Annotated in this window: 22 protein-coding genes and 1 riboswitch; of the genes, 17 read left to right on the top strand and 5 right to left on the bottom strand. The window is 42.7% G+C overall.

Translation table 11 applies throughout. The annotated features are described in order from the left end of the window. Positions 1 to 12: 12 nt before the first annotated feature. The 4 genes from M3593_RS09585 to M3593_RS09600 all read left to right on the top strand — a co-directional run bounded on the left by M3593_RS09585 (position 13) and on the right by M3593_RS09600 (position 2625). Positions 13 to 435: a VOC family protein gene (locus tag M3593_RS09585; protein ID WP_144475982.1), complete on the top strand. Its 423-nt coding sequence runs from the start codon at positions 13 to 15 to the stop codon at positions 433 to 435. A 120-nt stretch (positions 436 to 555) separates the two neighbouring features. Further along, positions 556 to 1302 (top strand): SDR family NAD(P)-dependent oxidoreductase, encoded by a 747-nt coding sequence (locus M3593_RS09590; RefSeq protein ID WP_144475981.1) that lies wholly within the window; start codon positions 556 to 558, stop codon positions 1300 to 1302. A gap of 95 nt (positions 1303 to 1397) precedes the next feature. Next, on the top strand, positions 1398 to 2093 hold the full coding sequence (locus M3593_RS09595) for a lysozyme family protein (RefSeq protein WP_251541803.1): 696 nt from the start codon (positions 1398 to 1400) through the stop codon (positions 2091 to 2093). A gap of 382 nt (positions 2094 to 2475) precedes the next feature. Then, complete coding sequence (locus M3593_RS09600; RefSeq protein ID WP_251541801.1) at positions 2476 to 2625, top strand: hypothetical protein; 150 nt, start codon at positions 2476 to 2478, stop codon at positions 2623 to 2625. Positions 2626 to 2664: 39 nt separating this feature from the next. On the opposite strand, the gene M3593_RS09605 is transcribed toward M3593_RS09600, so the two are convergent. After that, a complete protein-coding gene (locus tag M3593_RS09605) occupies positions 2665 to 3300 on the bottom strand; it encodes an FMN-dependent NADH-azoreductase (protein WP_251541800.1) in 636 nt (211 codons plus the stop codon). Positions 3301 to 3763: 463 nt separating this feature from the next. Here M3593_RS09605 and sirA point away from each other — a divergent pair, with 463 nt between their 5' ends. Then, on the top strand, positions 3764 to 4204 hold the full coding sequence (gene sirA, locus M3593_RS09610; protein ID WP_251541798.1) for a sporulation inhibitor of replication protein SirA: 441 nt from the start codon (positions 3764 to 3766) through the stop codon (positions 4202 to 4204). A 157-nt stretch (positions 4205 to 4361) separates the two neighbouring features. Next, the gene (locus M3593_RS09615) at positions 4362 to 4577 is read left to right on the top strand and encodes a YneF family protein (RefSeq protein WP_079508605.1); all 216 of its coding nucleotides are present in this window, start codon (positions 4362 to 4364) and stop codon (positions 4575 to 4577) included. Between the two features lie 395 nt (positions 4578 to 4972). Here the strand turns inward: M3593_RS09615 and M3593_RS09620 are convergent, their stop codons facing one another. Continuing rightward, a complete protein-coding gene (locus tag M3593_RS09620) occupies positions 4973 to 5125 on the bottom strand; it encodes a hypothetical protein (RefSeq protein WP_186326732.1) in 153 nt (50 codons plus the stop codon). 139 nt (positions 5126 to 5264) lie between these two features. Between M3593_RS09620 and M3593_RS09625 the strand changes: the two genes are divergently transcribed. The 4 genes from M3593_RS09625 (at position 5265) to M3593_RS09640 (ending at position 8219) form a co-directional block, all read left to right on the top strand. Beyond that, complete coding sequence (locus tag M3593_RS09625; RefSeq protein ID WP_251541796.1) at positions 5265 to 5720, top strand: GNAT family N-acetyltransferase; 456 nt, start codon at positions 5265 to 5267, stop codon at positions 5718 to 5720. Between the two features lie 15 nt (positions 5721 to 5735). Beyond that, complete coding sequence (locus tag M3593_RS09630) at positions 5736 to 6110, top strand: DUF2750 domain-containing protein (RefSeq protein ID WP_251541794.1); 375 nt, start codon at positions 5736 to 5738, stop codon at positions 6108 to 6110. Positions 6111 to 6184: 74 nt separating this feature from the next. Next, positions 6185 to 7480: an MFS transporter gene (locus tag M3593_RS09635; protein WP_144475975.1), complete on the top strand. Its 1296-nt coding sequence runs from the start codon at positions 6185 to 6187 to the stop codon at positions 7478 to 7480. 97 nt (positions 7481 to 7577) lie between these two features. Next, positions 7578 to 8219 (top strand): Type 1 glutamine amidotransferase-like domain-containing protein, encoded by a 642-nt coding sequence (locus M3593_RS09640; RefSeq protein ID WP_251541792.1) that lies wholly within the window; start codon positions 7578 to 7580, stop codon positions 8217 to 8219. 36 nt (positions 8220 to 8255) lie between these two features. On the opposite strand, the gene M3593_RS09645 is transcribed toward M3593_RS09640, so the two are convergent. After that, positions 8256 to 8609, bottom strand: coding sequence for a response regulator transcription factor (locus tag M3593_RS09645; RefSeq protein ID WP_144475973.1), 354 nt, complete (start codon positions 8607 to 8609; stop codon positions 8256 to 8258). Between the two features lie 189 nt (positions 8610 to 8798). Between M3593_RS09645 and M3593_RS09650 the strand changes: the two genes are divergently transcribed. From M3593_RS09650 to M3593_RS09670, 5 genes are read left to right on the top strand one after another with little or no spacing between them, the layout of a single operon-like run. Further along, positions 8799 to 9446, top strand: a complete 648-nt coding sequence (locus M3593_RS09650; RefSeq protein ID WP_251541785.1) for a class I SAM-dependent DNA methyltransferase — start codon at positions 8799 to 8801, stop codon at positions 9444 to 9446. A 24-nt stretch (positions 9447 to 9470) separates the two neighbouring features. Continuing rightward, complete coding sequence (mtnN, locus tag M3593_RS09655; protein ID WP_144475971.1) at positions 9471 to 10175, top strand: 5'-methylthioadenosine/S-adenosylhomocysteine nucleosidase; 705 nt, start codon at positions 9471 to 9473, stop codon at positions 10173 to 10175. Beyond that, on the top strand, positions 10168 to 10635 hold the full coding sequence (locus M3593_RS09660; RefSeq protein WP_144475970.1) for an S-ribosylhomocysteine lyase: 468 nt from the start codon (positions 10168 to 10170) through the stop codon (positions 10633 to 10635). Before mtnN ends, M3593_RS09660 begins: the two co-directional genes overlap by 8 nt. 15 nt (positions 10636 to 10650) lie before the next feature. After that, entirely contained in the window at positions 10651 to 11574 is a 924-nt protein-coding gene (locus M3593_RS09665) for a PLP-dependent cysteine synthase family protein (protein ID WP_251541783.1), read from the top strand. Then, entirely contained in the window at positions 11575 to 12708 is a 1134-nt protein-coding gene (locus tag M3593_RS09670; RefSeq protein WP_251541781.1) for a bifunctional cystathionine gamma-lyase/homocysteine desulfhydrase, read from the top strand. It abuts the gene before it with no gap. A 619-nt stretch (positions 12709 to 13327) separates the two neighbouring features. Here M3593_RS09670 and M3593_RS09675 read toward each other — a convergent pair. Together M3593_RS09675 and M3593_RS09680 are read right to left on the bottom strand one after the other, a co-directional pair. Further along, entirely contained in the window at positions 13328 to 14638 is a 1311-nt protein-coding gene (locus tag M3593_RS09675; RefSeq protein WP_144475967.1) for a nucleobase:cation symporter-2 family protein, read from the bottom strand. Next, positions 14635 to 15237 (bottom strand): xanthine phosphoribosyltransferase, encoded by a 603-nt coding sequence (locus tag M3593_RS09680; protein WP_251541779.1) that lies wholly within the window; start codon positions 15235 to 15237, stop codon positions 14635 to 14637. The genes M3593_RS09675 and M3593_RS09680 overlap by 4 nt, the downstream gene beginning before the upstream one ends. Positions 15238 to 15365: 128 nt before the next feature. After that, a riboswitch (purine riboswitch) is annotated at positions 15366 to 15467 on the bottom strand. 188 nt (positions 15468 to 15655) lie between these two features. Here M3593_RS09680 and M3593_RS09685 point away from each other — a divergent pair. After that, a complete protein-coding gene (locus M3593_RS09685; protein WP_251541777.1) occupies positions 15656 to 17404 on the top strand; it encodes an ABC transporter transmembrane domain-containing protein in 1749 nt (582 codons plus the stop codon). Between the two features lie 2 nt (positions 17405 to 17406). Next, a complete protein-coding gene (locus M3593_RS09690; RefSeq protein WP_251541776.1) occupies positions 17407 to 19200 on the top strand; it encodes an ABC transporter ATP-binding protein in 1794 nt (597 codons plus the stop codon). Positions 19201 to 19202 lie beyond the last annotated feature (2 nt).

Consider the following 19202-nt stretch of genomic DNA (forward strand, 5'->3'; position numbering starts at 1 on the left):
AGGAGTGCTGTTATGGTAACAGGAATTGTCCCCTACATAGTAACAAACGGGAATGGCCAGGAAGCAGTGAAATTTTATCAGGAAGCATTGGGAGCAGAAGTGATCAGTCTGCAAACATTCGGTGATATGCCTGCAAACCCTGATCATCCTCTTCCTGAAGAAGCGAAGAACCGGGTGTTGAATGCCCAGTTGAAAATTGGCGGTGCTGGCCTCATGCTATCAGATACATTCCCTGGCCACCCATACCAGCTTGGTTCCCAGGTAACAATCGCGCTTCTGGTGGATGATGCTGCTGAAGCAAAAGAAATCTTTAATAAATTGCAGGTGGATGGAAAGGTAACAATGCCCCTTCAGGAAACCTTCTGGAGTCCCGCTTACGGCCAGGTGACCGATAAGTTTGGCATCGAGTGGCAAGTATCAACAGAAAGTAAATAATCCCCAGCTGGACTGCATATGCAGTCTGGCTTATTTTATTTACATAAAGAGATTGAATGGTTACGCAAAGTGGAATCACTATATATATCAACTTTGGTAAATTAGGAGGGGGAATTGTTTATGTCGAGTGGGTTTAAAGGAAAGACTGTAATTATAACGGGCGGTGCTAATGGAATCGGCAAAGGGATTGCAAGAGCATTTGCGCAAGAACATGCAAATGTATGTATCGCAGACATAGATGAATCCAGGGGAAAAGAATTAATATCCGATCTTAAAGAAATCGGCGGAAAAGCAAGATTTTATCAAACAGATGTCAGAAAAGAAAAGGACATTGTCAATCTTGTGGACAGTGTGTTGAGTGACTTCGGGCAGATAGATGTATTGATAAATAATGCCGGAGTGTCGCGGTTCAAGCCGTTGTTCGAGCTTACTACTGAAGAATGGGAGGATGTTGTATTTACCAATCTCAGGAGTGTGTTTATCGGCTCACGTGAAGCGGCCAGAAGGATGAATGAAGGTGCACGAATCATAAATATCGCATCAACGAGGGCAACTATGTCTGAACCAAATTCAGAAGCATATGCTTCCTCTAAAGGCGGAATCGTTGCCTTGACACATGCACTTGCCGCTTCGCTTCAAGAGAAAGGGATTACAGTCAACTCAATAAGCCCCGGGTGGATCCAGACAGTAGATTATGAAGATTTGCGTGAGAAGGACCATCTTCAGCATTGGTCCAATCGTGTCGGGAAACCGGAAGATATTGCAAGAGCGTGCTTATATTTGGCTGACAAGGATAATGATTTTATAAATGGGCAGGACCTCGTCATTGATGGAGGAATGACTCGTAAAATGATTTATGAAGAATAAGGATTCAGGGAGCTGCTAAAAATGATGGCTGCTCCCTTTTAACTTCAGATGATTTCTAATAAAATAGAAATAGAAAATCATTTGGGAGAGAACGAATGAAGTACACCAAAAAGAAACCTAAAAAGAAAAATCAAGTCCAAAGGAACTTCAATCTGGCAATTTTATTGTTTCTTGCCTTTATAGGTTTCTTCCTATTTGATAGGTTCCTTGATTTAGATATTTATAACCTAAAGAAGATGAATGTCGGGGTGACCAGTTCTATTGGTGAGGTTGCTAAATATACTCCGTTGATTGCGGAGGAATTGCAAAAGGTCGGCCTCGAGGAACATACTGTTACTGTTGCCGCACTAATGATGCAGGAAAGCAAAGGAAAGGGTGGTGATCCCATGCAAGCTTCTGAATCCATGGGATTAGCGCCAAATTCGATCCAGGATCCCCATCAAAGCATACAGCAGGGTGTTAAGTATTTTCACCGGGTTATGGATTATGGCAAAAAGATGCAAGTCGATTTTCCAACGGTTATCCAGGCATATAATATGGGAATCGGCTACATCGATTTTGTTGCTCAAAATGGCAACAAGCACAGCGAGGAACTCGCAAAGAAGTTTTCGATGATCCAGGTTGAGAAAAATCCGCAAACCTATAATTGTGGGGGAGACAAGAATAATTTCCGCTATCCATATTGCTATGGAGATTTCACCTATAGCACAAAAGTTGCCAGGCATATGGAAACCATTTCGGTCAACAGTCCTGGGAGTTTAAATGAAGATTCAACTAAACGAGCATTTTAATTTTTCTGGTTGACTGTTCCAATTGACTGTTCCAATATTGAAAAGACCGGAATGTTTGCTTTTCGTTCATACGAATGAAAGTAGAGAAACTCCCTTTGTGACAGCTTTCATCTCCGGTTATCATCTTGACTATCAACAGGTACATGAACTTCCAATGTTTATTCGCATAACTTAATCACCTTTGTAAGATTATTGCAAATAGCAAAAGTACCAGATGGATTTGAAACAAAATATAGATTTATATTCAGATTTATCGAGACACATTTAAAAACTTAACACCCATCTAATGGGTGTTTTTTTACTAAAGTTTGAAGGGAAAAGAAACAAAAAGGTAAATATATTAGTAATAAATACCCATAATATGATACAGGAGGTGTATCGTATGTTTGAGTATGGGAAGGATATTCCGTTGGAGGGTGCTTTAGTAGATCAGGCTGCCCAGCAGGAAAAGGCAGTAGAACAGCAAATTAGCGAAGGAACCATTTTCAGCTTTGACCACCGTAAGGACATTCCATTGGACGGAGTTAAATAATTCAGTAAAAAAAGCCTGAAAACAGGCTTTTTTGTTTGTCTAAAATTGTTTTGCCAGTTCGTTTGCACGCTGGATGGCTTGTTGCTTGATTTCCTCTGCTTTCTCAGGCATAGCTGCCATTCCTTCAATCGCAAGTGTTTCTGCATCTTCTATACCCATGAATGCCAGGACGGTACGCAGGTAACGGTCACCAAACTCCATTTCTTTAGCAGGGCCCTCAGAATAGACTCCGCCGCGCGCCTGGATATGGAGAGCTTTCTTTCCGCCAAGCAGGCCAACCGGTCCCTCTGCTGTATATTTAAAAGTTTTTCCGGCAATCGCAATATTATCAATGTAAGCCTTCATTTTCGGAGGGAAGCTGAAGTTCCAGAATGGAGTTACAAAGATATATTTGTCTCCTGCAACGAATTGGTCAGTAAGAGTATTGATTGCACTAACTTTTTGTTTCTCATCGTCACTGAGCTGTTCGAAAGCAGAACCTTTCTGTAACTTGCCCCAGCCGCTGAAAACATCTGTATCGATAAACGGTACGTCCATTTTATAAAGATCGAGTCTAACGACTTCATCTGCAGGATTGTTCTCGCGGTAAGCCTTGATGAATTCCTCACCAACCGTTAAACTGAATGATTCTTCTACGGGTTTTGGATTCGCAGTAATATAAAGTACAGTAGCCATGTATAGTCATCCTTTCTATTTCAAAGTAACATTGATATATTCCCCTAAGTAGGAATGACTATTCCTCTTTTTCGATAAAAGATACCCTTATGCAAGGGTTCTTGTGCCAATAAGGGTACCATTCAAGCCAAAAGGTATCCTTATGCAGATGATCTCGCTCTCATAAGGGTACCTTTCGTACCAAAAGATACCCTTTTGCTAGGGTTCTCGCTCCTATAAGGGTACCATTTAAGGCAAAAGATACTCTTATGCAAGAGTTCTTGCGCCAATAAGGGTATCATTCACTCCAAAATTGGCATTGCTGCTAAAGTAGTGACAATGGATGATGTTAAATTTATAATAAAATGTAAGAAAGTTTTGAATTCGACAAGATTAGTGGATATTTTCGGCATATTTAGACAAACGCAGACCGATGGTTTTTCTATAATAAAGACAAAAGCTTGTCTGCAGAGGAGGGGATCAGGTGAGATCCTACCAGCTATATCTAATAGAAGATGAATTTGCCTCCCATTATTTCGGAAGAGAACGGATGTTTTATCAATTGTTTCTAGAATATAGTCAAGCAAAAGGTTATTTGAAATCCATCATATCAAAACAAGTAGACTTCGTGACCAAGTCCATTCCTGCCCTTCGAATCCATCAGCTTCTGCATCAGCAGCTTTCCAAAACACAAGGGTTTTATGTCGAGAACGGAACATATGTATATGAAAACAAAACAAACAATAGTTTAGCCATACTTAGGGTCCATGAAAGGTGGCTCGAGTTGGATTCCGATGGTCAAGTGGACACTGAAACAGTCTTCTTTGAAATCCTCCGCAAATGTGAATCATCCTTCCTTGCGATCGACCTTGAATCAAACAAATATGGATGGCTGAAGCCGATCAAAGAGCGGAAATACGTGTAATATTTTCACCTGTACATTTTAGAGATAGCTTTTTTATAGAAAATGACGAAAAAGTTCATTAAAGAGTGTTTTTGATAGAGAAAAAAATACACAGATATTGTATAATAGCTGTTGGTTTAGTACACTGTATGTTAGACAACATGAAGGAGGAAGTTTTATGTGGACAATAATTCTAGTTGGTATACTGGCATTAGTTGTCGGTGTAGCGCTAGGATTTTTCATTGCTCGTAAATACATGGAGAGCTACTTAAAGAAAAATCCGCCAATCAACGAACAAATGCTTAAAATGATGATGATGCAAATGGGTATGAAACCATCCCAGAAGAAAATCAATCAAATGATGTCAGCAATGAACAAGCAGACAGGTAAATAATAAAGAAGGACAAGCACTCATCATATGCATGGGTGCTTTTCTTATTAGTGGAGTTTTATTAGACATTTATAAGTGGGTAAGGAGCTGAAATGTCTAAGAAACCGAATTTAATGGACATTTTGAAGTGGGTAAGGAGCTGAAATGTCTAAGAAACCGAATTTAATGGACATTTTGGAGTAGCTTAGGAACTGAAATGTCTAAGAAACTGGATTTAATGGACATTTCGGAGTGGATTAGGAGTGGAAATGTCTAAGAAACCGGATTTAATGGACAATTTGAAGTGGCACAGAAGGTGAAATGTCTAAGAAACTCTCTTAATGGCCTTTTAAAAGGATAGAGGGGATCTTGAATTGGCTGATTCAACTAATCAATAAAAATAACGCCCAAAATCGGCGTTATTTTTGTTTGTCTCCGGCCTTCTTTTTTGCTCCTTGCTGAAAAATCGAATCAAAAAACTCATCTGCCGTTTCTAATGTTCCGCCATGTAATTGTCCGTCTGTGCCTCGCTTGTTTTTATCAGCATTAATAGGATTATGGATTCTGACCATATATAAAGCACCTCCTTTAATTAGATTTTGTCATTGCAGATGAATTTAACCGGCAAAAGTAAATGTGAAACTATGGCAGGACATCTTGTGGCTGATAAAGAATATAGTTCCCTGACAAACATAAAAAAGGGGAAAAAGTATGTATCAGTATTTTAACGGATTGGTGATCCGCGAAGGTACAAATGGGGTTCCTGCAGGTCAGGTAGAGAAGTTATTCCAAGACGCTGGATGGTCAAGGAATACTCCTGAATGGCAAAAGGAGAAGTTTACATTGATATTTAGAAATTCTACCTGGGCTTTCACGGTATGGGACCATAATGAAATGGTTGGTATGGTCAGAGTCATTTCAGATCAAATTATGGCTGCAAATATTATGGAGCTGGCTGTACTATCGGAGTACAGAGGAAAGGGTATCGGAAAGAAGCTAGTGCAGTTATGTCTTCAAAAATTGCCTCACGGAGACTGGTTTGCCCATACTTCAGCGAACAACTTCACTTTTTATGAAAAATGCGGTTTCGAGGTGAAGGATCTTAGTCAGAACGGGACTTGCGCCTATTATGGATATATTCAGGCGAGAAAAGACGGGCATAGATAGGAGAAACGAACGGTTATGAACCAAAAAGAATTTGAGGCTGTAATACGGCAGCCTGCTAAGATTAGATACGAGTACTTTATCAAAAAAGCCGCAGATTATGAAGAGGTTTGGGGCCTATACCATGATGGATGGGCAACCGCTAAGGATGATATGGAAAGGATATTGCTGCCATTATTCCCTAATGAAAAATTCGCTGAAGCCTTTGTAAAGGACGAATGGGAAGCTTGCACCACAAAAAGGATTGAGCTGGAGGATTTGCTTGAAAAATGGATACCAGGGATGAAGGCTGATGGAATCAAGCCCTCGAATTTTCCTGCGGACATAGACTCTGCAGTGGTGGATGTCGACGTATTACAACAGTCTTTGTTGGCTGAGCTTGAAAATTATTGATCCATTTGCACTCCGAAACATACCCTTTGTGGTATAATCGGTTTATCTATGAAGAGAAAGAGAGAGCTGAAAAAATGTCAAAACAATATGATGAAGCAGCGGCGGCAGAGAGTCAGCCGGAGTGGCTGCAAGCTTACGTGGAATCTCCCGAAAAGCAGAAAGCTTTATATAAGAGGACTTTAATCATCGTTGTCCTTTCACAGATTTTTGGGGGTGCAGGTCTCGCTGCTGGAATCACGGTAGGAGCGTTGCTGGCAAAGGATATGCTTGGCACTGATACTGTGGCCGGGCTTCCGACCGCTCTTTTTACCTTAGGATCGGCTGGGGCAGCCCTCGTAGTCGGAAGGCTTTCCCAGCGGTATGGACGGCGCGCCGGCCTGGCTTCCGGATTTTTGACGGGTGGAATCGGTGCAATTGGAGTCATTATTGCTGCTGTTACCAATAATATATATCTGCTGTTTGCAGCTCTGTTGGTTTATGGTGCAGGTAGTGCGACCAATTTGCAGGCTCGTTATGCAGGTACCGATTTAGCCAGTGCTAAACAGCGTGCGACAGCTGTCAGTATTGCAATGGTCTCAACAACGTTTGGTGCTGTGGCCGGTCCGAACCTTGTAGATGTTATGGGGAACTTCGCACTATCGGTAGGAGTTCCGGCTTTATCCGGACCTTTTATTTTGGCTGCTGCAGCTTATATTGTTGCAGGTCTGATCCTGTTATTTTTCCTTCGTCCTGACCCGTTTGTCGTTGCAAGGGCAATAGCGTTGGCAGAACGGAATGCAAGAGTCGCCAGACGGGAGTTTATCGAGGAAGAAGAAGCAACGGATAAACGGGGTATTGCCGTGGCTGCTCTGATCATGGTGTTGACCCAAATGGTGATGGTTGCGATCATGACCATGACACCAGTTCATATGGGGAGTCATGGCCATGGTTTGAGTGCAGTGGGGATGGTCATCGGTTTCCATATTGGAGCCATGTATCTTCCATCTTTACTGACAGGTGTGCTTGTGGATAAAATCGGACGCGCGGCAATGGCGGTTGCTTCAGGAGTTACATTGCTCGCTTCAGGCGTTATGGCTGCAGTTGCCCCGGGTGAGTCCATGCTCTGGATTACTTTGGCTCTCATCTTACTTGGGCTGGGCTGGAACTTCGGTTTGATCAGCGGTACAGCATTGCTAGTCGATGCAACAAATCCAACAAACCGGGCAAAAATGCAAGGAACGATTGATGTTATGGTCGCGTTGTCAGGAGCGTCTGGCGGGATGCTATCGGGCATGGTCGTGGCTAATTCGAGCTTTGCGTTCTTATCTCTGGCAGGCGGGGTACTATCGCTTGTGTTGATACCATTTGTGATTTGGTCGAATAAAAAATGAGGAGTCTGGATTTCCAGGCTCTTTTTTCAGCTTTTTAAAGGACTTAATGAGATGAATGTTGAACATAACTGGTAAAAATTCTTGAAAGTGTGATTTGATGAAAAAATTAGTACTGCTGAGTGAGGTCAGTAATAATAATCCAGCTCTGGTGAGCAGAATCGGGGAATTAATGTCTCAAAGTCCTTTTAAGGTTGCCTATGTCCCGTCGGGAACCGATAAGGAAAGAATGTATTTTGAAAAAGGGAAGCGGGAGCTGGAGAAGCTGGGTGTTTCGGACTTCTTATATTTCGATGTCGACCAGGAGTTCGATGAAAGTAAGCTGGAGGAATTCAAAGGTTGTGACGGGATTTTTTTGTCTGGCGGAAATACATTCTCCTTTTTGAAAAACCTTCAGGAACGGAATATGCTTAAACTGATAAGTAAGATGGCACTCGAGGGTAAGCTGTTAATCGGTGTCAGTGCAGGAAGCATGATCATGTCACATTCCATTAAAATAGCGGCATTTCTGGATGAAAATGAAGTGGAGTTAGATTGTTTGAATGGTTTGGGACTGGTAGGATTTGAATTCATGCCACATGGGGGCCGGCTGGAAGCTCGTCACGAAAAGCTATTGGATTATTCCGCCCTCAATGATGAAGGAATATACCTTTGTAACGATGGTGATGGTATCGTCATCGATAACGACAAAATAGAATTTTATGGAGAATTGCAGGAGATTCGGAACGGTCAGTTTTTATAAGCTAAAAAGGCATTGTAACTGCACAATGCCTTTTGTTTATACCAAATCCTTTATTTTTGACACTACATCCTTTGGGCTAAAGGGCTTTAAAATATAATCGCTGGCCCCTAATTCTTCCCCTCGTTTAAGGTCATTTGCTTCCCCTTTAGCAGAAAGCATGATCACGGGCGTGGCTTTGGTTTTTCTGATTTCTTCCAAGACTGTGAAACCATCTTTTCCAGGCATTAAAATGTCAAGAATGATGATATCAAAGGACCCTTGGATTGCTTTCTCCAGTGCTGTTACACCATTGTTTGCAACCTCAACCTCAAAAGACTCCCTCTCTAGGTACATCTTTAGCAGTTGGCAAATCCTCTGCTCATCCTCTGCAACCAATACTCTCTTCCCCATATTTTCCCCCTGAAAGTTCTTAATATGAATTAAGTATACACTATTGCCGGGTTGTTTTCTTGTTTGATGAGCGTAAAATGACGAGAAAAAATTGATTTCAAATTTTTTCTGTGCTAGTATGTGTCTTATAATATTTTAATTCATACTATACTTATAGGAATTATAATAATTAAAAGCGGGTGAGGTAAAATGGGGAGAGAATTTATCCCGTTGTTTGATGATTGGGCTGAATTTTATGACGAAACCGTATCAGGTCATGATGCTGAGTATAAAGAAGTATTCGAAGATTATGATAGAATATTATATGCAGTAGCATCTAAGTCAACAGGGACAGTACTGGAGTTTGGAGTCGGAACAGGAAACCTGACAGAAAAGCTGATTTCTCTGGGAAGAGTGGTCTACGGTGTAGAACCTTCCAAAGTGATGAGGGAGAAAACGAAAGCAAGATTTTTGGATATGGACTTGTATGATGGAGATTTTATCCATTTTCCGGAATTACCCCAAAAAGTTGATTCCGTCGTCAGCACCTATGCTTTTCATCATTTAACAGATGAAGAAAAGGATTCCGCAATCAAACTATATAGTGAATTATTAGAGGCTGAAGGAAAAATTGTGTTTGCTGATACCGCCTTTTTGGATGAAAAGGATCGCGAGGAAAGGCATCGCATCGTAAAAGAGCAGGGTTTCAATAATCTCCTTGAAGACCTTCAGCGTGAGTACTATACAACTCTTGAAGTACTGAAACATCTTTTTCAAAAAAACGGTTTTGAGGTTCGTTTTGAAAAGATGAATCCCTATGTTTGGCTGATGGAGGCTGTTAAGGTAAACAAAAATTAAAGACAGTATTGGAGAGTTGCAGCAATGAGAATTGGAATTATCGGTGCAATGGATGAAGAAGTGGATTTGCTTCGCAGTAAAATGGAAGACATCGAAGAGATTAATCTTGCCGGAAGTGAATTTTACAATGGCAAGATTGATAACCAGGAAGTTGTACTGCTAAAGTCGGGAATTGGGAAAGTAAATGCGGCAATGGGAACAGCCTTGTTGATTGAAAAGTTCCATCCTGATGTCATCATCAACACAGGGTCGGCCGGCGGTTTCCATAAGGAGCTGAATGTCGGTGATGTCGTCATCTCAACTGAGGTAAGACACCATGACGTAGATGTGACAATCTTTGGGTATGAATATGGCCAGGTACCAAGGATGCCGGCTTATTTTTCACCGGATGACAACCTGGTAAGTGTCGCTGAAAAGAGCGCTGAAAAAATCAATGACATTCAGGTTGTGAAGGGCTTGATTGCATCTGGTGATTCATTTATGAACGATCCTGAAAGGGTTGAGTTCATCAGAAGCAAGATGCCTGAGTTGTATGCTGCGGAAATGGAGGCAGCAGCAATCGCTCAGGTTGCCCATCAATTTCAAGTGCCATTTGTCATCATCAGGTCTTTATCAGACATTGCAGGGAAAGACTCGAATGTCTCATTCGATCAATTCCTTGAAACGGCCGCTAAAAATTCCGCAGAACTAATCTTACTAATGTTAGAGGAGTTGAAGAATAATGGTTAAGAAAATGAATGTGGAAAGTTTTAATCTTGATCACACAAAAGTTGCTGCCCCATATGTCAGGCTAGCTGGGACAACTCAGGGTGCGAATGGGGATGTCATTCATAAGTATGACATCCGCTTCTGCCAGCCGAACAAGGAACATATGGAAATGCCAGGTCTTCACTCGCTGGAACATTTAATGGCTGAAAATATCCGCAACCATCATGATACAGTTGTAGACATCAGTCCTATGGGTTGCCAGACTGGATTCTACCTTTCTGTGATCAATCATGATGATTACGACAATATCCTCAATGTACTGGAAAAAACACTGAATGATGTACTTGAGGCAGATGAGGTGCCAGCATGCAACGAAATCCAGTGCGGCTGGGCTGCAAGCCACAGCTTAGAGGGTGCTAAAGAAATTGCTGCGAAAATGCTGGAAAAGAAAGATGAATGGCGCCAGGTTTTTGCTGAATAGGGAGTGTTAAATACAATGACGGTTTACCGCAGTATCCATGAATTGGTTGGGCATACACCTATGATCGAACTTACCCAGTTCCATCTGCCTGCCGAAGTACGTCTTTTTGCAAAGCTGGAATATCTGAACCCGGGCGGCAGTATTAAAGACCGCCTGGGAATCGATTTACTCGACGAGGGATTCCGTACCGGGAAATTGGCATCCGGTGGCACATTGATTGAGCCGACTGCAGGAAATACCGGGATTGGGCTCGCATTAGCGGCGATCAACAAAGGCATTAATGTAATCTTTGTCGTCCCGGAAAAATTCAGCCTTGAAAAGCAGGCAATCATGAAGGCACTCGGTGCGAAAATCATCCATACGCCGACTTCGGAGGGAATGGAGGGAGCCATCCGAAAAGCAGACCAATTGCTTTCAGAAATCCCAAATTCCTATTCGCCGTCACAATTTTCCAATCCAGCCAACCCGGAAACCTACTATAAAACGTTAGGACCGGAAATTTGGGATGACCTGGAAGGGGAGATTGATATTTTCGTAGCTGGTGCTGGCACGGGAGGTACTTTCATGGGTACTGCAAGGTTTTTAAAAGAGAAGGACCCAAGAGTAAAGACGGTCATTGTTGAACCAGAAGGCTCGATTCTAAACGGGGGCGCAGCTGGCTCCCATAAAACAGAAGGCATAGGGATGGAATTTCTTCCGTCTTATATGGACACTTCTTATTTTGATGAGATTCATACTGTCTCAGATCAGGATGCATTTGATCGTGTGAAAGAACTTGCGGCTAATGAAGGAATACTTGCTGCGAGTTCATCTGGCGCATCTCTTCATGCAGCATTACTGGAAGCACGGAAAGCCCCTCCAGGCACAAAAATCGTAACGATCTTTCCTGATGGAAGCGAGCGTTATTTAAGCAAAAAAATATACGAGGGGGGAATATAAATGAAACGCAAAACAAAATTGATTCACGGTGGTATTCCAGGTGACAAAACAACTGGTGCTGTCTCCTTTCCGATATACCAGGTCAGTACTTACAAACAGGAAGATGTCGGAGTCCATAGCGGCTATGAATATTCAAGGACAGGGAATCCGACGAGGTTCGCCCTGGAAGAACTGATCAAGGACCTGGAAGACGGGAAGCGAGGATTTGCTTTTGGGTCAGGAATGGCTGCGATTACAGCCGTTATGATGCTATTTAATTCAGGAGACCATATTGTCCTGACAGATGACGTGTATGGCGGAACCTATCGTGTCATGAATAAAGTGCTTAACCGGATTGGCATAGAGTCAACATTTGTAGATACAACAGATCTCGATGCAATAAAGTCGGCGATCCAGCCAAACACAAAAGCCTTATATATCGAGACGCCAACAAATCCGCTTTTGAAGGTTACAGACATAAAGGCAAGTGCCGGATTGGCAAAAGAACATGGACTGTTGACAATAGTTGACAACACCTTTAGCACTCCATACTGGCAAACGCCGTTAAATACTGGTGCAGATATCGTCCTTCATTCGGCCACTAAATATCTTGGCGGCCATAGTGATGTGGTAGCTGGTCTGGTTGTCGTGAATGATGAACAGCTTGCTGAAGATCTTCATTTTGTCCAAAACTCGACCGGAGGGATATTAGGCCCTCAAGATTCCTGGCTATTAGTCAGGGGAATAAAGACCTTGGGCTTGCGAATGGAAGCGCATGAAACAAACACGAAGAAAATCGTCGAGTTCTTATCTGGTCATAAGAATGTAGGGAAAGTCTATTATCCAGGCCTCGAATCGCATCCACAACATGCAATCGCAAAAGAACAGGCAGGCGGGTTTGGCGGAATGGTCAGCTTTGATGTCGGAAGTGAAGAAAAAGCAGCAGAGGTACTTAGAAAAGTAAAATATTTCACGCTTGCTGAAAGTCTTGGAGCTGTCGAAAGCTTAATTTCTGTTCCGGCAAAAATGACCCACGCTTCTATTCCAGCAAAGAGAAGAGCAGAATTGGGAATTACCGACGGTCTGATCCGCATATCAGTCGGGATTGAAGATGTAGAGGACTTACTGGAGGATTTGAGTCAGGCGTTACAATAGAAGGAAGCTGGTCTGTTAGAATCTGAAAAAGGTGATTAATTAGCTTGATTGGTGACCTTGCAATCCAGTATAAGGAAGAAGAGGTCGCCAATGAAGTCGATTGGATACCTGAAACTCCAGTATTAGGGAAATGATGTGACCAATAGAGCTTATTGGGCCCTAAAAATCCAGTATTTGGATAATGCTGTAATCAAAAGAGCTTATTGGGAACTTGAAAAACCAGTATTTGGATAAAAGTGTAACCAATAGAGCATATTGGGACCCTGAAAATCCAGTATTTGGATAATGATGTAATCAATAGAGCTTATTGAGACCCTTGCAATCCATTATTTGGATAATGATATAACTAATAGAGCTTATTGGGGCTCTGAATATCCATATTCAGGAAAACGGTATAACCAATAGAGCTTATTGGGACCCTGAAAATCCAGTATTTGGAAAACGGTGTAACCAATAGAGCTTAATGGTCCCCAATAACTCTAGTATTAGGAAAAAGAAGTCACCAATAAAGCCGATTACGCCCGAAAAGTCCAATGTAGGGAAAATCATGTCACCTATATTTTTCACAATGAAAAGAGGCGCCAACAAGCTGGCACCTCTTTTCTACATTTCTATAAACCTATGAAGCTTTTTGTCCGGCAAATGTGGTTTGCTGAACTTTTTTGTTTTCTTTAAACACATTAAAAACTAGATTCATAGCAATCGCTGTCAGGCTTCCTGCAACGATTCCGTTGTCTGTCAAGATACGGATGCTGGACGGCATCTGTGAAAATAACTCTGGTACTGCTGTGACTCCGAGGCCCATTCCAACAGAACAGGCAATGATTAATAGGTTTTCCTGTGATGAGAACTCGACCTTGCTTAGCATTTTAATTCCATAGGCAACGACCATGCCAAACATCGCGACCATTGCTCCGCCAAGTACTGGAGTTGGGATGATTGTGGTCAATGCGCCGATTTTAGGCATCAATCCGAGGAGGACCAGGAAGAACCCTGCTGTGTAAATGACATTTTTTGACTTAACCCCGGACATTTGTAGAAGGCCGACATTTTGCGAATAAGTTGTATAGGGAAACGCGTTAAAGAAAGCACCAAGTATGATTGCGAGCCCTTCTGCACGATAACCATTCTCCAGATCTTTTTCCTCAAGCTTTTCATCACAGATATCTCCGAGTGCAAAGTAGACTCCTGTGGATTCCACTAAACTTACCACTGCAACCAGGATCATCGTCAGAATGGCTGATACCTCGAAAGTCGGTAGGCCGAAGTAAAACGGTGCTGGCATGTGGAACCAGGAAGCTTCCTTAACAGCTGATAAATCAACAAGTCCCATAAAATAAGCAACAATCGTTCCTGCCACAAGTCCGAGCAGAATGGCGATAGCACGGATAAAACCTTTGGAAAAACGGAATAGAAGGATAATGAAAAGCAATGTTCCAAAGGCAAGGCCGATATTCGACAGGGACCCAAAGTCAGGACTTCCCTGGCCGCCAGCCATATTATTCATTGCAACTGGAATCAGGGTGATTCCGATGATGGTCACAACAGAACCGGTAACCACGGGTGGGAAAAACCGGACTAGCTTCCCAAAGAACTTTGAAATAGCAACGACAAAAATACCTGAAATTAGTATCGAACCATAGATGGCAGAGATACCGTACTGTCCGCCAATGGCGATCATCGGTCCTACTGCTGTAAAAGTACAGCCCAGCATGACAGGGAGGCCGATTCCAAAAAACTTATTCCGCCAAACCTGCAGAAGCGTAGCGATACCACACATAAAGATATCAATTGAAACCAAATAAGTTAGTTGTTCTCCCGAAAGTCCGAGGGCGCCCCCGACAATCAACGGTACAATTACAGCACCTGCGTACATGGCCAATACATGCTGGATTCCTAATGAAGCAATTTTAAATGGATTCTGTCTCATCGTGTTAGTTCCGCCTTTCCTTCTTCTGTATTTTCAATTTCTACGATGCCGTTTTCAAGAGATTGAATGACTGCCAGTGATTCTACCCGGTAGCCTTTTTCCTGCAACAAACGTCCGCCATCCTGAAATCCTTTTTCAATCACGATTCCAATACCTGCAATCGAGGCTTTGGCTTTGTTCACTATTTCTGCCAGCCCCAATGCGGCTTGTCCATTTGCGAGAAAATCATCAATAATTAATACCTTATCTTGTTCAGAAAGAAATTTGCTGGACACTGCAATGTCATTGCTCTCTTTTTTGGTAAAGGAGTAAACAGAAGCTGTAATCAGGTCATTTACAAGAGTAAGAGATTTTCTTTTCCTTGCAAAAATCACTGGTACTTTTAAGTGAAGCCCTGCCATGACAGCTGGTGCTATACCAGATGATTCGATGGTTACAATTTTCGTAACCCCTGATCCAGCAAATCTTTTTGCAAATTCTGATCCAATTTCATTCATAAGCTGTGGGTCAATCTGGTGATTCAGGAAAGAGTCAACTTTAAGAATGGATGAAGAAAGGACACTACCATCGTTTTTGATTTTTTCAATAAGCTGTTCCATGTTAATCCTCCTCTTTTATCCGAGCCGATAAAAAAAGCCCAAAGTCCATGCATTCACGTCATAACTGAGTGAAGCAATGGTCTTTGGGCTTTTGAAAGCAACTTAAGACAAAAAGAGGTCAGAAATCCGCCTCTGCATTGCTCACTCATAGTCAGATCATTTACGGTAATCCGGTAGAAACTTGCAGGCCATATCCCCGCGATTATATGAGTGAATAAATTAATTTATAGTCATTATAACATCCTTTTTGTAATCTTCAACTATTAAAACCGTATTTTCTTAATCGAATAAATAGATAATGTTCGCTTTTTAGGATAAGAATACCAAAAAGCTGATTTTCACAAAAGAAAAAATCTTCCCCATTTTACAAATATTTGTTAAACTATTTAAGCATTTGAGGCGTATGGGGGATATACATATGAGCGTATTCAAGGATTTGTTGTGGTACTTTAAGTCAGAGAAAAAAGCTTATCTAACAGGGATTTTCCTTTTGCTGTTCGTAGCGATGCTCCAGCTGGTGCCTCCACGGGTAATCGGGATTATCGTAGATGAAATTACGAATGGGACTCTTACGGCTGGAAAGCTGGGTAAATGGATTGTCGTGCTGGCTGGTTCCGGTCTGGCGATGTATTCGCTCCGTTATTACTGGAGGATCATGATTTTCGGTTCTGCGGTAAAACTGTCCCGATTGTTGAGAAACCGTTTGTATGCGCATTTCACCAGCATGTCGCAATCCTTTTACCAAAAAAGAAGGACAGGGGACTTGATGGCACATGCAACAAACGACTTGTCGGCAATCCAGCAGACAGCAGGTGCCGGGGTTCTAACCTTCGTGGACTCGGTTTCGACAGGCGGGTTTGTCATTATTGCCATGGCAGCGACCATCAGCTGGAAGCTTACCTTGATCGCTTTGATTCCAATGCCGTTCATGGCCATGCTGACAAGCTGGTACGGAACTATGCTTCATAAAAGATTCCATAAGGCACAGGAAGCTTTTTCGGATTTAAATGACAAGACCCAGGAAAGCATTACTGGCATAAAAGTAATTAAAACGTTTGGCCAGGAAAGTGAAGATATCGAGGATTTTAGAAAGCAGTCAGAGGATGTTGTGAACAAGAACATCTCCGTTGCAAAAGTAGACGCTCTATTTGACCCAACGATCTCCATCATAGTCGGGATTTCCTTTTTCCTGTCCATTGCGTTTGGATCAAGATATGTCCTAAATGGAGAGTTGACGATCGGGCAGCTGGTTTCCTTCACATCCTATCTCGGATTGTTGGTTTGGCCGATGCTGGCATTCGGCTGGTTTTTTAATATTGTCGAGCGTGGTAGGGCGTCGTATGACCGTGTCTCTGCATTGCTTGATGAACAGATTGATATTCAGGACAAAGCCGAGGCACTGGACATAGTACCAGAGGGAGATATTCAATATAATATTGAAACATTTGTTTATCCAGGTGACACGGACCCGATTTTGAAAAAGGTCAAATTTGGGCTTGGAAAAGGACAGACGCTCGGAATTGTTGGAAAAACGGGAGCAGGCAAAACTACCCTACTGAAGCTGCTGATCAGGGAATTCGATCTTTTGGATGGAAGCATCTCCATTGGCGGCAGGAACATCGAGGATTATAAGATTGACAGGCTGAGGCAGGCAATCGGTTATGTCCCGCAGGATCACTTCCTTTTTTCAGCTACAGTCGAAGAAAACATCGCTTTTGCGAATCCATTTGCCGAGAAGGATGTCATCCATAATTCGGCCAGAGTGGCGAACATCCATGAGGACATTCTTGAATTTACTGATGGCTACCAGACAGTTGTCGGGGAGCGAGGCGTTTCTCTGTCAGGAGGCCAGAAGCAAAGGATCTCCATAGCGCGTGCTCTTGTCATGAATCCTGAAATCCTGGTACTCGATGATTCACTGTCAGCCGTGGATGCTAAGACCGAGGAACAAATTCTCTCAGCACTAAAAGAAAATCGGAAAGATAAAACCACGATTATCACTGCTCATCGTTTAAGTGCGATCCATCATGCGGACTTGATTATCGTCCTTGAAGATGGCCGAATAGCTGAACGTGGTAAGCATGACCAGTTAATGGAGGAAGATGGCTGGTACAAAGAGATGTATTTGAGACAGCAGCTTGAAGAACTTGTCGAGCAGGGAGGGTGACCATGGACAAAACGACTGTATTAAACACAAAAGAACAGCGGTCGGTGCTGTTCAGGCTTCTTGCTTATGCTAAGCCGCATATAAAAATGATTTCTGTCGCATTTGGATTCCTGCTGCTCGCGACAATTGGGGATGTACTTGGACCGATTTTAGTGAAGATTTTTATCGATGATTACTTGAGGGAAGGGTATTTGCCGTTCCAACCTTTATTACTGCTTGGTTCAGCGTATATCGGCATCCAGGTCCTCAATGTGCTTGTTTCCTATTTTCAGCTTTTGAAATTCCAGGAAATCGCGCTTAAAATCATTCAGCAGATGAGGATTGATGTCTTTACGAAGGTTCAGCAGTTGGGCTTGAAGTATTTTGATAAAACTCCTGCAGGCTCGCTTGTTTCCAGGGTCACGAATGATACTGAGGCGATCAAGGATATGTTTGTCAGTGTCATAGCGACCTTTATCCAGAGCGGGATCTTGTTGTTCGGTATTTTCGTCGCGATGTTCATCCTGAACGTTAAACTGGCTTTGTTTACGATGCTGATTTTACCGTTCATTGTGTTCATCATGAGCTTATACAGGAAATTGAGTTCGAAGTTTTACCAGGATATGCGTGAGCGGCTTAGCCAACTGAATGCAAAGCTCAGTGAATCACTCCAGGGGATGTCCATCATCCAGGTGTTTCGCCAGGAAGAAAGGTTGAAAAGGGAGTTTGGTGACATCAATGACAAGCATTTCGAGGCGGGGATGAAAAACATCAAGGCAGATGGGCTGCTATTGCGGCCGGCTGTTGACCTGGTGTATGTACTTGCCTTGATCATCGTGCTCAGCTTTTTCGGGATCACTTCCTTTGACAGCCCGATTGAAATTGGAGTGCTCTACGCATTCATCAATTATCTGGATCGTTTTTTTGAACCGGTGAACAATATGATGATGCGGCTATCCATGTATCAGCAGGCGATTGTTGCTGCTTCACGGGTGTTCAAGCTTCTCGATGAAGAGGAGCTGGCTCCGGCACAGACTGGAACGAAAGCGGATAAAATCACTGATGGCAAAATCGAATTCAAGGATGTCAGCTTTTCGTATGATGGCAAGCGGGATGTACTGAAAAATATCAATTTTTCCGTAAAACCTGGGGAGACGATTGCGTTTGTCGGCCACACCGGCAGCGGCAAAAGCTCGATCATCAACCTGCTGATGCGTTTCTATGAATTTGAGCGCGGTGAGATTTTGATCGATGGTCATTCCATCAAGAATTACCCGGTGAATGAGCTTCGGAATAAAATGGGACTTGTGCTGCAGGATCCGTTCTTGTTCTACGGCACGATCGGAGATAACATCAGATTGCATAATCAGGATTTGAGTGATGAGGATATCAAGCAAGCGGCTGAATTCGTCCAGGCTGACACTTTTATCAACAAGCTTGAAAATGGTTATTCACACAAGGTAACGGAGAGGGGATCGACTTTTTCTAGCGGACAAAGGCAGCTGATCGCTTTTGCAAGGACAATCGCTGCGAATCCAAAAGTCCTTGTTCTCGACGAAGCGACGGCAAACATTGATACCGAAACGGAAGAAGCTATCCAGACAGCATTGTCCAAAATGCGAAAGGGCAGGACAACGATTGCCATCGCACACAGACTTTCAACGATCCAGGATGCAGACGAGATCATTGTCCTCCATCACGGGGAAATCATAGAGCGAGGGACACATCAGGAATTGATATCCCAACAGGGACTTTACCATAAGATGTATCTGCTTCAGAATGGTTCAGTTGAGCGGTTAGAGGGTGTTGTGGGATAATA

Source organism: Mesobacillus sp. MER 48, assembly GCF_023714225.1.
GTDB lineage: Bacteria > Bacillota > Bacilli > Bacillales > Cytobacillaceae > Mesobacillus > Mesobacillus oceanisediminis_A.

Excerpts from the sequence above, each read along its gene's own strand:
- M3593_RS09585 (WP_144475982.1), top strand. The coding sequence starts at position 13 with ATGGTAACAGGAATTGTCCCCTACATAGTAACAAACGGGAATGGCCAG.
- M3593_RS09590 (WP_144475981.1), top strand. The coding sequence starts at position 556 with ATGTCGAGTGGGTTTAAAGGAAAGACTGTAATTATAACGGGCGGTGCT.
- M3593_RS09595 (WP_251541803.1), top strand. The coding sequence starts at position 1,398 with ATGAAGTACACCAAAAAGAAACCTAAAAAGAAAAATCAAGTCCAAAGG.
- M3593_RS09600 (WP_251541801.1), top strand. The coding sequence starts at position 2,476 with ATGTTTGAGTATGGGAAGGATATTCCGTTGGAGGGTGCTTTAGTAGAT.
- M3593_RS09605 (WP_251541800.1), bottom strand. The coding sequence starts at position 3,300 with ATGGCTACTGTACTTTATATTACTGCGAATCCAAAACCCGTAGAAGAA.
- M3593_RS09615 (WP_079508605.1), top strand. The coding sequence starts at position 4,362 with ATGTGGACAATAATTCTAGTTGGTATACTGGCATTAGTTGTCGGTGTA.
- M3593_RS09620 (WP_186326732.1), bottom strand. The coding sequence starts at position 5,125 with ATGGTCAGAATCCATAATCCTATTAATGCTGATAAAAACAAGCGAGGC.
- M3593_RS09625 (WP_251541796.1), top strand. The coding sequence starts at position 5,265 with ATGTATCAGTATTTTAACGGATTGGTGATCCGCGAAGGTACAAATGGG.
- M3593_RS09630 (WP_251541794.1), top strand. The coding sequence starts at position 5,736 with ATGAACCAAAAAGAATTTGAGGCTGTAATACGGCAGCCTGCTAAGATT.
- M3593_RS09635 (WP_144475975.1), top strand. The coding sequence starts at position 6,185 with ATGTCAAAACAATATGATGAAGCAGCGGCGGCAGAGAGTCAGCCGGAG.
- M3593_RS09640 (WP_251541792.1), top strand. The coding sequence starts at position 7,578 with ATGAAAAAATTAGTACTGCTGAGTGAGGTCAGTAATAATAATCCAGCT.
- M3593_RS09645 (WP_144475973.1), bottom strand. The coding sequence starts at position 8,609 with ATGGGGAAGAGAGTATTGGTTGCAGAGGATGAGCAGAGGATTTGCCAA.
- M3593_RS09650 (WP_251541785.1), top strand. The coding sequence starts at position 8,799 with ATGGGGAGAGAATTTATCCCGTTGTTTGATGATTGGGCTGAATTTTAT.
- mtnN (WP_144475971.1), top strand. The coding sequence starts at position 9,471 with ATGAGAATTGGAATTATCGGTGCAATGGATGAAGAAGTGGATTTGCTT.
- M3593_RS09660 (WP_144475970.1), top strand. The coding sequence starts at position 10,168 with ATGGTTAAGAAAATGAATGTGGAAAGTTTTAATCTTGATCACACAAAA.
- M3593_RS09665 (WP_251541783.1), top strand. The coding sequence starts at position 10,651 with ATGACGGTTTACCGCAGTATCCATGAATTGGTTGGGCATACACCTATG.
- M3593_RS09670 (WP_251541781.1), top strand. The coding sequence starts at position 11,575 with ATGAAACGCAAAACAAAATTGATTCACGGTGGTATTCCAGGTGACAAA.
- M3593_RS09675 (WP_144475967.1), bottom strand. The coding sequence starts at position 14,638 with ATGAGACAGAATCCATTTAAAATTGCTTCATTAGGAATCCAGCATGTA.
- M3593_RS09680 (WP_251541779.1), bottom strand. The coding sequence starts at position 15,237 with ATGGAACAGCTTATTGAAAAAATCAAAAACGATGGTAGTGTCCTTTCT.
- M3593_RS09685 (WP_251541777.1), top strand. The coding sequence starts at position 15,656 with ATGAGCGTATTCAAGGATTTGTTGTGGTACTTTAAGTCAGAGAAAAAA.
- M3593_RS09690 (WP_251541776.1), top strand. The coding sequence starts at position 17,407 with ATGGACAAAACGACTGTATTAAACACAAAAGAACAGCGGTCGGTGCTG.